General features: G+C 45.1%; 8 protein-coding genes. 4 read left to right on the top strand and 4 right to left on the bottom strand.

Annotated elements, in window-relative coordinates; translation table 11 throughout:
* Positions 1-71 precede the first annotated feature (71 nt).
* Positions 72-767: a DUF2982 domain-containing protein gene (locus tag R1T43_RS18710; RefSeq protein ID WP_317350964.1), complete on the top strand. Its 696-nt coding sequence runs from the start codon at positions 72-74 to the stop codon at positions 765-767.
* An 11-nt stretch (positions 768-778) separates the two neighbouring features.
* Here R1T43_RS18710 and R1T43_RS18705 read toward each other — a convergent pair whose 3' ends face one another.
* Positions 779-3,910 carry a hybrid sensor histidine kinase/response regulator gene (locus tag R1T43_RS18705; protein ID WP_317350962.1) on the bottom strand — a complete coding sequence of 1,044 codons (3,132 nt, stop codon included), beginning with the start codon at positions 3,908-3,910 and terminating at the stop codon, positions 779-781.
* Positions 3,911-4,203: 293 nt separating this feature from the next.
* Here R1T43_RS18705 and parC point away from each other — a divergent pair, with 293 nt between their 5' ends.
* From parC to R1T43_RS18690, 3 genes are read left to right on the top strand one after another with little or no spacing between them, the layout of a single operon-like run.
* Positions 4,204-6,510, top strand: a complete 2,307-nt coding sequence (parC, locus tag R1T43_RS18700) for a DNA topoisomerase IV subunit A (RefSeq protein WP_317350960.1) — start codon at positions 4,204-4,206, stop codon at positions 6,508-6,510.
* Between the two features lie 60 nt (positions 6,511-6,570).
* Positions 6,571-7,107, top strand: a complete 537-nt coding sequence (locus R1T43_RS18695; RefSeq protein ID WP_211069003.1) for a heme NO-binding domain-containing protein — start codon at positions 6,571-6,573, stop codon at positions 7,105-7,107.
* Positions 7,108-7,110: 3 nt separating this feature from the next.
* Positions 7,111-9,282 (top strand): putative bifunctional diguanylate cyclase/phosphodiesterase, encoded by a 2,172-nt coding sequence (locus R1T43_RS18690; protein WP_317350959.1) that lies wholly within the window; start codon positions 7,111-7,113, stop codon positions 9,280-9,282.
* Positions 9,283-9,361: 79 nt separating this feature from the next.
* Here R1T43_RS18690 and R1T43_RS18685 read toward each other — a convergent pair whose 3' ends face one another.
* From R1T43_RS18685 to astA, 3 genes are read right to left on the bottom strand one after another with little or no spacing between them, the layout of a single operon-like run.
* Positions 9,362-10,168 carry a DUF1338 domain-containing protein gene (locus R1T43_RS18685; protein ID WP_317350957.1) on the bottom strand — a complete coding sequence of 269 codons (807 nt, stop codon included), beginning with the start codon at positions 10,166-10,168 and terminating at the stop codon, positions 9,362-9,364.
* A 58-nt stretch (positions 10,169-10,226) separates the two neighbouring features.
* Positions 10,227-11,696 (bottom strand): succinylglutamate-semialdehyde dehydrogenase, encoded by a 1,470-nt coding sequence (gene astD, locus R1T43_RS18680; RefSeq protein ID WP_317350956.1) that lies wholly within the window; start codon positions 11,694-11,696, stop codon positions 10,227-10,229.
* Between the two features lie 16 nt (positions 11,697-11,712).
* Positions 11,713-12,750: an arginine N-succinyltransferase gene (gene astA, locus R1T43_RS18675; protein ID WP_211068999.1), complete on the bottom strand. Its 1,038-nt coding sequence runs from the start codon at positions 12,748-12,750 to the stop codon at positions 11,713-11,715.
* Between the last annotated feature and the right edge of the window lie 15 nt (positions 12,751-12,765).

Genomic DNA, 12,765 nt, shown 5'->3' with positions numbered 1-12,765 from the left:
AGACTGTGCCGTCTGCCAGCGAATTCGACTTTATGTGCTGTGGGCCTTAATTATGTTGGTTGTGTACCTGTATGTCTGGCAATAACCCTGAACCTATTCTTATTCGAGCCGCGTCAAAAAGTAACGGCATAACCAGTATTGTTATTGGTTGCGCAGGGTTAGTGTTTGCTGCGCTTTGGTTTGTATTGCTCCCTGATTGGCTATTTTTAGCGGGTATTCTGATCACCAGTGCGGCGTTAGTTACCTTGCTGGTGGGCTACTTTAAAATTCGCGAACCTGAATTCAGCCTAGAAATGACCACGGACGTTATCACCTATCGCCATCGTTTAGGCAGCTGGCGAATACATTGGGAAAACCTACAGCGGGCAGACTGCCCTAGAGTACGACAAGGTTTAGATCATGTAGGGCTTGAAACCGTGGGCTTCAAATTAAAAGACTATACCGAGTTTCTAACCAGTATATCGCCACGTTTAGCCACCCATTTGCTGATGGAGCAGCGGCCTTTGTTGCTGCATAACACGAATGAAGGGTGTGCCACGGGAAGTTGCTACGAAGAGTCTATGTTCGATGACAATCATTTTACGTTAAACAATGGCACTGTACTCACCGGCGTAAAAGCCATGTTGGCCAATCGCATGGCAGAGCTTCGCAAGCGCCTTGGTTATGACGTGTTTATTGCCACCTCTGATATAGACAGAACTCCAGAAGAGTTTGCTGCGCTTATCTCTCAATGCCAAGCCGCCCGTAGAACCAATAACGCTGAATAACTTTAGTTAGGCTAGCCTGTGCGTGTCTGGCCTTCTGAACAGACTCGCTCAATTTCATCGAGTAACAACGGCAGATGTTCAGCCACTAAAAAATGTTGCCCTAATTTTAGGGCGCTTTCTAGCTCATCGGCTAAGCTTTGCAGTCGCGGCGCACCTATGTAACAGCAGGCCCCATGTAATTTGTGAATTTCGAGCTTAAGCTCAGCGTAATCTTTTTCATTCCACAGCGCTTTTAAAGTCGTCAGCATGTCTGGCGCCATGGTAATAAAGTCTTCAAGTAGCTCTTTGGCCGCTTCATGGTTCTGATGTGCGCGCTTTAAGGCCAGCTGCCAGTCTAATGAAGGCAGTAATATGTGCCCCGGCTCAGTGGTATGGCACCAAGAACGAATAAGGTCTACCAGTAACCCAATCTCAATGGGTTTGGGCAAATAGTCGTCCATACCCGAAGCCAATAACCTTTCTTGCTCTTCTTTAAATGCATGGGCGGTTACCGCAATAATTGGCGTGCCCATATTCAGCGTGGTTTTTCTAATTGCACGGGACGCTTGAAGCCCATCCATGATGGGCATTTGCACATCCATTAATATCAAGTCGAACTCTTGGGTTTGGCATTGATTAACCGCGTCTTCGCCACTTGTTGTGGTTACTAATGATATCGGTGAATTATCAAGCCAGGTATGCAGTAACTTGAGGTTCATATCCATATCATCCACGGCTAAAATTCTTGCCCGTGGAAGGGAATTCAACTTATCTTGAAGGGGGTTTCGTGGTACTGCTTTCTTATTGTTCACTAAGCCATCGAGTTTACTCAACGTCATCGGCATGCGTATTTGAGTATGAAAATGCTGAGACAAACTCGGGTATTGAGTAAAAGGCTCAGGGCCCGAATACCAAAGTACGCGCTTAGTCGCATTAAACTGTACAAAGCGGCTTAAGAACTCATCCCGCTTGTCCATTTTTGATACCGGCACTGTTGCCATAAAGAAGTCAGTGGAAGATGACTGTAGCGACAGTCTAGAAAGATAATCAACGGATTCAACAGTGGTCACTTTAGCTCCCAGTTGCTTCAACATAGAGGCACTGGCTCGGCGCGTGGCAGGAATGGGGTCGAAGATAACCACATGCTTTCCATGCCATTCAGTATCAGCACTTAATGCATATTTCTGGCTTAAATGATTGGTTCTAAGGGTAACCACAAAGGTGGAGCCTTGCCTTGGCGTACTTTTGAGGGTTAAGTCGCCTCGCATGAGTCGAACTAGCTCACGACTAATCACCAAGCCTAATCCTGTACCTTGATAATTGCGGTTTATTGAGTCATCCACTTGGGAAAACGCATTGAAGAGTTTCTTTCTGTCCTGTCGGTTTATGCCTATACCCGTATCTTCAACGATGATTTCAATTTCATGAATTCCGTGTAAAAGCGGGCGGCCTTTGACCGCAAGGGTAATAGTACCCGAAGGCGTGAATTTTAAGGCGTTGCTAAGCAGGTTATTCAAAATTTGCTTTATTCTGAAAACATCACCGATTAATTTTTCCGGTAAAGGCGACAGGTCGAAAACAAATTCTAACTTTTTACTATGGGAAGACTTCGCCATAATCGTCACCATTTCTTCCAATAAAGTATTGGGTGAAAATGGTTGGTTGTTAATTTGAAGTTTACCCGCTTCAATCTTAGAGAAGTCTAATACATCGTTGACTATAGTCAGCAAGTTATCAGCGGCAGTATTAATAATTCGCACTTGCTCTTGTTGATCGGATGGTAAAGAAGCATGGGTCAGTTCTCGGCTAAACCCTAGAATACCGTTAAGAGGCGTACGTATTTCATGGCTCATATTGGCAAGAAATTGCGATTTCACATTACTGGCTTTAATGGCATCTTTACGAGCAATATCTAAGCGCGCATTTTGCTCTTCAATGAGCTCCATATTGTTGCGTAGATCATCGGTAGCTTGCTCAACTTCGTGTTCAAGTTGGCTTCTGCTTTTTTCCATTAGCGCGAATGAAAACAGCCCAGATTCTAAAAATACGCCCACTTGGAAACAGTATGTGGTGAAGTCGTTTGAAGGGAGTACCCCAACTAGACTTAGCATGCCAATAATGGCACCTGTTGCCAGCATTCCCCATGCAAATATAAAGTACCGAGCAGGTTGGAAACGGTTAACGAAGGCCTCGATACCGGCAAATATATAACTACAAATAGCAATAAGACCTACGCCGTAAACTAGGTTGTTCTTCCAAATTGAGGGAAGTAACCCCAGAAAACAAATTACCCCAATAACTATTTGCACCGCCAATAACAGCACAATGACGGGGTGTGCGGCCTTGGCGTTCTTCTTGGTCTCTAGGAAGCTCACGGTAAACAAACCGGACGAAATACCTATAATCACAAAAATCAGTTCGGTGTGACCAACAAGCCAATAGGGTATCCCCCCTGAAAACAACAGGTGTATATGGCCGCCCCAAACAAACTGCCAAAGAATAACGGCGCATATATAGCCTACGTAAGCAATCAGGCTGCGCTCGTGAACCCCGAAATAAAGCACAAGGTTATAAACAGCCAGTATCAGCAAGCCGCCGTAAAAGAGCCCCCACATCAGGCTGTCCATTTGGAACGAACTGCTGTGAACAGGCTCAGGTTGCACTTTTAATGGTGTAATAAGGCTTGATGATTGGCTTTCAACACGTATAAATAGATCGACCCGTTCGGCGTTGGCTAGCGTTACCCGTAATGTGGGTATGCGAAAAATTTGTTCTTTTTGAGATTTACCCTGATGGCTTTGTTGCAATACTTCGCCATTTTTAACCAAATAGAAGTCGACCTTGTCTAGTTGACTAAAATTGATAGAAAATACCCAGTTCTCTTGGTTTGACACGTTGGAAAATGAAGTTAACAACCACATTCCTTTGTCTCTAAAGCCGAAGTTGGGGTTGCTATAAGGATGCATGCGAAAGTCGCTGCGTCTTCTACTCACATCATTTATTGTGAGTGGTAGATTGGCTTCGTATAAATAGTACAGGGAGTCGGAGAGGTCTAAAGAAGCATCTTCATCGAAAAGTTGCTCAATGTGCTGAGCGTGACTTGGTTGAGGGGCGATAAGCCAAAGTAGTGCGCACAGCAGTGTAAAAATTCGAAACAAATACATCCTGAATAGCTTCTTAATCTTCTTCTATTGTTATTAAACCACTCTGGCGGACAATTGTACAAAAGATTGAGGCATTAACGTCTATCGTCATAGTGAGTTAACCTAATAGTGATTATTGCACTAGCCCCTAGTTTCCCCCACAATAGAAACATTGAAGGCTTAATAAAAAGTCCTCCTTTGTGGTTAAACTCTTCCACATAAACACGCCGTTCGTTAACGCTGCCACCTGTCTAAAAAACTAAAGGCTTTGCATTAACGCTGTATTGTGAAAATAACAAAACGAAAAAATTATCATGAGCGACGACATTATTATTAACCGTGACGGTGTAGAACAACTGCCTTTAAGGCGCTTTACCGAAGACGCTTACTTAAATTATTCCATGTACGTCATCATGGACCGTGCCCTACCTCATATTGCAGATGGCCTAAAACCCGTACAAAGACGCATTATATACGCTATGTCTGACTTAGGACTGAGCGCCAATGCTAAATATAAAAAGTCAGCCAGAACGGTAGGTGATGTACTAGGTAAGTTTCACCCTCATGGCGATTCCGCGTGTTATGAAGCGATGGTTTTGATGGCGCAGCCCTTTTCTTACCGCTATCCGCTAGTCGATGGGCAAGGAAACTGGGGAGCACCGGACGATCCTAAATCTTTCGCTGCCATGCGATACACCGAGGCTAAACTTTCTCGTTTTTCAGAAGTATTACTGGATGAATTAGGCCAAGGCACCGTTGATTGGACCCCCAATTTCGATGGCACATTAGAAGAGCCTTGTGTGTTACCCGCTCGTTTGCCGCATATCTTGCTTAATGGCGTAACGGGTATTGCTGTTGGTATGGCAACAGATATTCCACCACATAATGTGCGTGAATTGGCCTATGCCTGTGCCATGTTGCTCGATAACAGCAAAGCAGAGCTTAGCGACGTGTTAGAGCACGTTAACGGGCCGGATTACCCTACCGAAGCTGAAGTTATTACGCCTAAAGCTGATATTCGTAAACTGTATGAAACCGGTCGCGGCTCAATTAAAATGCGTGCGGTATTCCATGAAGAAAATGGCGATATTGTTGTCACTGCGCTACCTCACCAAGCTTCAGGCGGTAAAATCCTAGAGCAAATTGCAGGGCAGATGCAAGCTAAGAAGCTGCCAATGGTGAGTGACTTGCGTGACGAGTCAGACCACGAAAATCCTACCCGTTTAATTATTACGCCGCGTTCAAACCGTATCGATACCGCGCAGTTAATGCAGCATTTGTTTGCAACTACGGATTTAGAAAAGAACTATCGCGTAAACCTAAACATGATTGGTTTGGACGGTCGCCCTAAAGTTAAAGACCTTCGTACTATATTATCTGAATGGTTGATTTACCGAAAAGAGACGGTGACGCGCCGTCTTCAGTACCGCCTAGACAAAGTACTCGCTCGCTTACACATTCTTGAAGGTTTGCTCATTGCCTTTTTGAATATCGACGAAGTTATCGAAATTATTCGTACTTACGAAAAACCCAAGCAAGAATTAATCTCACGATTCTCGCTTAGCGATAAGCAAGCAGAAGCAATACTAGAATTAAAGCTTCGTCATTTAGCCAAGCTTGAAGAAATGAAAATTAAGGGTGAGCAAGACGAACTGGCAGCAGAGCGTGATAAATTGCAAACCTTGTTAGGTTCAGATTGCCGCTTAAAAACCCTTATCAAGAAAGAAATTTTAGCGGATGCTGAAAAGTATGGTGATGATAGACGTTCACCTATTGTTGAGCGCGGTGAAGCGAAAGCATTATCTGAAAAAGAACTTGTGCCAGCCGAATCGGTTACCGTGGTGTTATCGGAAAAGGGTTGGGCACGTTGTGCTAAAGGCCATGACATTGATGCCGAAGGATTGAGCTATAAAGCGGGTGATGGATATCTATCAAGCGCAGAAGGGAAAAGTAATCAGCCTGCGGTATTTATGGATACCTCGGGACGGACTTTCTCATGTGATGCCCATGGTTTGCCATCGGCGCGAAGTCAGGGAGAACCGCTTACCGGGCGTTTTTCCTTGGTAGGTGGTGAGTCGTTTGAGCACGTTATTATGGCATCCGACGAAGCTAAGTTTTTGGTAGGCTCCGATGCAGGCTACGGCTTCCTTGGCACATTTAAAGACATGGTGAGCAAGAATAAAGCAGGGAAAGCCTACCTTTCTTTGCCAACCGCAGCCAAGGTAATGATCCCTAAACCTGTTACTAACCCTGAATCAGATTGGTGCTTAACCATTTCTAACGAAGGGCGTATGTTGTTGTTCCCGCTTAAAGACTTACCTAGCTTAGGTAAAGGAAAAGGGAACAAACTAATTAATATTCCTGGTGCCAAAGCACAATCCCGCGAAGAATTTGTGACGGTGTTAGCTGTAGTGCCTGATGGGGCTTCATTAAAAGTGACTGCGGGTAAACGTAATATGACCTTATCTGCTTCAGATTTGGAACATTATTATGGAGAGCGAGGACGCAGAGGAAACAAATTACCACGCGGTTTACAGCGGGTTGATGGTGTTGAAGTGGTACAAAGTCAAAGTGCCCCAAGTGATGATAGTCCAGAGGGCCAGGACAACGATATTTCCTAAACAATGGTTGTCGTTGAGTGGGACTGAACTACACTATTATTAATCGTATAAGGAGACCGTATGTTAGGGATTGTATTTACTTCGCTTATAGACATGCTAGAAGAAAAGGTATCGCCTGAATTTGCTGACGAAGTGATAGTAGAAGCTGAGTTAACTAATGATGGTGCCTATACTGCGGTCGGCTATTACCCTTTTGAAGAAATGCAGAAAATTTTATCTATTCTTGCCGCGAAAACCGGTAAGTCAGTCAATGAACTGCTTTACGATTTTGGGGTTTACCTTTTTGGTAAGTTAGCAGCAGTACACGGCAATGTACTTGCAGACACAAAAGACATTTTGCAGTTGCTAGAACACCTAGATGGTGACATTCATGTACAAGTGCGAAAACTCTATCCAGATGCTGATTTACCGCGCTTTACCGTGATATCTAGAACTGATACCGGTATGCGCTTGCGCTACTTCTCTGAACGAGAGTTATATCCCCTTGCTGAAGGGCTAATGGATGCCGCAGCGGTACATTTCGGCTGCACCCTAGAACGTGAAACTCATCAGATGTCATTCCCTCATACGTACGAATTTAGTATTCAGGTTGTGTAGCCGGTGGGCGCCAATCTAGATCCTCTAGAGAAAAAACTACAGAGCTTAGAAAGGCGGCTTCAGCGTGAAAAAGCGGCCAGAGAAAACGCTGAATCCTTGCTGCTGCTAAAGTCTGACGAGCTATATAACGCACTACTTTTCAGTCAGCAATCACAGAAAAAATTAGAGCTCGCTTTGTGGGCATCGCAAGCGTCATTTTGGGATTGGCAAGCAAGCCATGACATCATTGATATTCGAGCGTTTTCGCTCAATTCAGAAAGTGAATCTACCTGGTCAGGAACGCCAATCGACTTAATGGCGTTAGTGCATGAAGACGACATGGAAAACTTACAGTTTCAATGGACGATGGCGCTTCATGGCGGCCGCGAACGCATAGAACTTTCCTTTCGTATGAGCATACAAGGTAAGTTGCAATGGATTCGTTTGAGAGGGCGTGTGCTTAAGCGTGGTAGTAGCGGTGAAGCCTTGCAAATAGTGGGCACCACCAGAGACATTACGCAGCAAAGGCAAGCAGAACAATCCTTCCAACTAATGGCATCAGCCTTTGCGAATTCCCGCGAACCCATGTTGGTATTATCACCTAGCTTAAGCATAAACGAGTGCAATGAGGCGTTTGTGAAGTTAGTGGGCGCAGCAGATAAGAAGGCTTGTATCAATCTTAATCTCAATGATTTGCTGATGGGGGAAAAAGTTAATACAAACAGCCTGCACCACAACAAACAGCTTAGGTTTGAATCTGTTATTGTGCCTAGAGTCGGTAAAAACACTCCGGTAGATATTTCTGTATCGGTTTTCGATAATTACCTACAAGCTTCGTCGTCGCTTATCGCTACTATGCGGGATATCAGTGAACGTAAACGAAGCGAAGCGCGGTTGCAGCAACTTGCCCTGTACGATGAATTAACCGGGCTCAATAATCGCAGCGCCCTACGAGATATTTTCCGGCACCTTTTCGACAGCCAAACAAACTTTTTAGTGGTGTTTATCGACCTTGATGGGTTCAAAGCTATTAATGATACCGCTGGGCACGAGAAAGGAGATACCGAGCTTCAGCGTGTTGCTGCTCTGCTAACTGCTTCTTTTGGTCCGCACGGCGATGTGGCGCGGTGGGGAGGCGATGAGTTTATCGCTGTACTTCCACGACAAGATATTGACTGGGCGGTGGAGCAATCCGAAGCGCTTATTGGGCTCATAGAAGAAGATTTTGTGGTGACCAAAAAGGTCGAATTAAAACTGTCAGCAAGTATTGGTATTGCCAAATTTCCCGAAGACAATGACAGTATTGAAGGCGTTGTCCAATGTGCAGATGCAGCGATGTATCAAGCCAAAAAGCTTGGCAAAGGCCAAGTGAATGTATACGAAGAAGGGCTTCACGAGAGAATGTCGCAACAGGTCAGTATGGTGAATGACTTGCGTAAGGCTATTGAAAACAATTTGCTCGATTACTATATTCAAGGCAAGTATGACTTGCAGGGTACTTTGAAAGGCGGAGAAGTACTTTGTAGGTGGATATCTGGTTTACACGGTGTTGTACCTCCTGTGGTATTCATTCCTATTGCGGAAGAGCACGACCTAGACCGCCAGATTGGGTTGCAAGCGCTGGAAGCTGCATGCGACTATATCGCCATGATGGAAGCGCAGCAAGGAGAGAGCATACCGCTTTCAATTAATATCAGCGTTAACCAAATGCTCGACACCGATTTCCCCGCCCAAGCCACCAAAATTTGTGGTGACTGTTCAGTGCGCACTGACATGATTGAACTTGAGCTTACTGAGTCTATTTTTATCCGTGATGAGAAAGCTGCGCTTGTTGCGCTAAATAGTCTGCGTGAAGTCGGCTTTCGCCTTTCACTAGACGATTTTGGCAGTGGGTTTTCTTCCTTAAGTTATCTTCGAAACTTTCATTTTGAAGTCGTTAAAGTGGATAGAAGCTTGGTTAAGGATATTCATAACAACAGTAAAGCGAATTCGCTTTTTTGCGGATTGGTGGCCATGCTCAATAGATTGCAGATTGAAATTGTGGTGGAAGGGGTAGAGCAGGAGTCTTACTTGCCCTTTATGGAAAATGCTGACGTGAATTTAATGCAGGGTTTCTATTTCGATAAACCCATGCCCTATGATCAGTTCCTGGCAAGGCATACGAACCCGTCAGATACTTTTCCTGACAGAAAATAAAAGGGCGTTCGCCCTTTTATTTGTCGCATATCTGTTCTTGTTTTTCGTTCAATGCGCGCTAATTTAACGCGTAAATAACTTAACTGGCGTTAGTGCTTTCAAAAATCTTATCTGCAGACGCTGCCACAAAGCCTTGGTAACGCTTGCCATTAGGCATGTTATAACGCTGAGCGAATTCGTAAAAGCAGCTAGGAATAGCGGCGGTCTCATCAGAAAAACCCACAGGAGCGCGGTCGGCCATAGTAGAAGACTGCGCGAGGAAGACCTCAGGTCCGCCTTTTATTTCGCCGCCAGAGGTATTTAGCAGAAAACCGGCTTCTTTAAGACGCGTATTGACGTCTGAAAGCTCATCAGTTTGCCCCAAATGATTAACGCTCACCGTAAAGTGATTAGCGCGAAAGCCCCATGCCGCTAACCATGCAGCATATTCTGATTCGCTGAGCAGGGCATCATAATCGGCTTTACTGATATCCCAGTGACGTCCTGAATAAAGGAAATTGTCGGCGGTCACTACATCGGCATCCATTTGTGTTACGAGCTTTTGAATTATAGCTTGTGCATTGTCAGACAGTTCGTTCACTCTCAACTCACTGATGAAAACTTTTGGTTTAGTGTCATCAGGGTGTTCGAAGTGCTTAGCGGTTAGCTTCTTCGCTTTAAAATTGTAATCACCCATTTCGCTATAACCAAGGGCAAGAAAGTGAGCAGCCAATTTTTCAAGCGCGGTTTTATCTAATGCAAAGGTTCTAAAAGCAACATGGTCGTTCACAATGTTATTCGTGCTTTCTTCATCGGCAAGAAGGGCATGGATTTTGTGAGCTGAAGGGGTAATTGCAACATAATCGTCCCACATATTGGCAAAGAGTGTATCGATATTGTTATGCATGAGGGGTGTCCTATAAATAAAGCCGCTATTAATAGCGGCTTTGTCTGTATTGGTTTATTTAAAGTGTTAGACCTGGGCTTAACTTACCTGGCAAGGTTACTTTTTCAAGCTCTACCGAGGCGACTGGGAACGCACAATAGTCGGCGGCATAAAATGCACTGGCGCGATGATTTCCACTTTCACCAATGCCACCAAAGGGTGCTGCACTGCTTGCACCCGTTATAGGGCGGTTCCAGTTAACGATACCTGCACGAATACGTGCAAAGAAATAACGGTAGTCTTCTTCGTTATCCGCTAGCAATCCTGCAGATAAGCCAAAGCTCGTGTTGTTCGCTTCTTCAATTGCGCTATCAAAGTCGGTGTAGCGAATAACCTTAAGCAATGGGCCGAAGTGCTCTTCATCAGGCAATTCAGATAGCATGTCAGTCACATCAATAATACCTGGGGTGGCGAAACCCTTTTGGGTATCAGGCTGTTCTAATCGCAATAACACCTTGCCGCCTAGGGCTTCAAGTTCTTGCTGCGCTTTAACCATAGATGCTGCAGCGTTTGCTGAAATCATTGCCCCCATGAAAGGCTGATCATCGGCATCATAGTCATCAATTTTGATATTTTTAGTGACTTCAAGCAGACGAGCTAATGTGGCATCACCTTGAGCATTGGCAGGTAAAAACAAACGGCGCGCACAGGTGCAGCGTTGACCCGACGTAATAAAGGCTGACTGCACGATATCGTGAACCGCACCATCAATATCGGCAACGTCTTTCACGATTAACGGGTTATTTCCGCCCATTTCAAGGGCCAAAATTTTGCCTGGGTGTCCCGCAAACTGTTCGTGCAAAATTTTGCCAGTGCGTGAACTTCCGGTAAAGAATAACCCATCAATACCATTGTGCGACGCTAGTGCTTTACCGGTTTCAACTTCACCTTGAACCAGGTTAAGTACGCCGGCAGGCAAGCCCGCTTGTTCCCATAGCTTAACCATTTCTTCGGCAACCATAGGGGTAAGATCGCTAGGTTTAAATACCACAGTATTACCAGCAATAAGCGCAGGTACAATGTGACCATTGGGCAAGTGGCCTGGGAAATTATACGGGCCGAATACTGCTACAACACCATGGGCTTTATGGCGAATGAAAGCTTTACCTACAGGCATAGGATTTTCAACGTTGCCGGTACGCTCGAAATAAGCTTTTTCAGAAATAGCGATTTTACCCATCATGGCACCTACTTCTGTGGCAGTTTCCCACTCTGGTTTACCGGTTTCTTTCGCCATCACTTTAGCTAGGTGCTCTTTCGCTTCGCCTAGCTTTTCGCCGTAAACTTTAATGATGTTTAAACGTTCTTCAACTGTCATCATTCCCCAAGCAGGAGCCGCAGCGCGAGCGGCTTTTACCGCTAAGTCAATCTGGCTAGGGGAGGCTGACTTACCTTCCCAAATAACTTGGTTCTTAGCTGGGTCGATTGAAGCTAAGTCGTGCCCTTCACCGGTAACCCATTGTCCGTCGATAAAATGTGTATGTAACATAAAAAGTGTCCTTCAATTAATCTCTGAACTTTACAGGTGCAAGACGAACGTGGTCGCCCTCTTGCACATTCAGAGCAGCAGCGGCCTGACGCGAAAGCACGGCAATATTTTGCTCTTCGTTAACACCTATTTCGGTGGCTACCGCGCGAAAATCTGCAACAGAGGTGTTTATGATGTAATGGGTTTGGCCTTGTGCGGCCGCCGCATCATCAATAACAATTGGCATTTTTAAGCTAGATTGCGCCGTTCGGATATGACTGAGGTTGGCCTCTACCGTAGGGCCCGCATCAAAAATATCAACGTAACCGCGACAGCTAAACCCTTCACCTTCAAGCAATTGCAAGGCGGGGCGGGTTTTTTCATGAACCTGTCCAATAACCGCCTGTGCTTCTTTGCTCAATAGATTGACGTATATAGGGTATTTAGGCATCAGTTCTGCAATAAACACCTTATTGCCAATACCGGTAAGGTAATCAGCCGTAGGGAAGTCCATTGAGAAAAAGTGGGTTTCAAGCCATTCCCAGAAAGGCGAACGACCTTCTTCATCACTCACACCACGCATTTCGGCAATGATAGTTTCAGAGAAGCGCTCACGGTGCTCCATCATAAATAAGAAGCGTACTTTCGATAGAAAACGGCCGTTAATGCCACCACGGGCCTGCTCTCTTAAAAACAACGTACAAATCTCAGTTACGCCCGTGTAGTCATTACAAAAGGTGAGAATTTCAACCGTATTGTGAATGTTTAGCTCGCGAGAGGCGTGCACCACTTTACTCAAATGATAGTGGTAAAACGCATCATCAATACCAACAGCGGCTTCAATACCTGACGTACCTACTACTTCACCAGTGGTCGTATCTTCCATAACAAAAAGGTACGACTCATCACCCGGTTGGGTCACGTTAGCTTTAGTGAAAGCGTCTTGCGCACGGTCGACTTTCCTATGCAGCAGATCATCGTTAACAGGTAACGAGGTAAATCCGATACCTGATTCCACTGCAATGTCGTACAAGGCCTTGTAATCAGCTTGTGTAATAGGGCGAATTATATTCATGTTCGCTACTCGCTA

The organism is Alteromonas sp. CI.11.F.A3 (genome assembly GCF_032925565.1).
Taxonomy (GTDB): Bacteria; Pseudomonadota; Gammaproteobacteria; order Enterobacterales; family Alteromonadaceae; genus Alteromonas.
The sequence above is the reverse complement of the archived record's forward strand: the minus strand, read 5'-3'. Positions and strand labels throughout refer to the sequence as shown.

Coding starts and splice junctions, on each gene's coding strand:
- R1T43_RS18685 (WP_317350957.1), bottom strand. CDS start 10,168: ATGCATAACAATATCGATACACTCTTTGCCAATATGTGGGACGATTAT.
- astD (WP_317350956.1), bottom strand. CDS start 11,696: ATGTTACATACACATTTTATCGACGGACAATGGGTTACCGGTGAAGGG.
- astA (WP_211068999.1), bottom strand. CDS start 12,750: ATGAATATAATTCGCCCTATTACACAAGCTGATTACAAGGCCTTGTAC.
- R1T43_RS18705 (WP_317350962.1), bottom strand. CDS start 3,910: ATGTATTTGTTTCGAATTTTTACACTGCTGTGCGCACTACTTTGGCTT.
- parC (WP_317350960.1), top strand. CDS start 4,204: ATGAGCGACGACATTATTATTAACCGTGACGGTGTAGAACAACTGCCT.
- R1T43_RS18695 (WP_211069003.1), top strand. CDS start 6,571: ATGTTAGGGATTGTATTTACTTCGCTTATAGACATGCTAGAAGAAAAG.
- R1T43_RS18710 (WP_317350964.1), top strand. CDS start 72: ATGTCTGGCAATAACCCTGAACCTATTCTTATTCGAGCCGCGTCAAAA.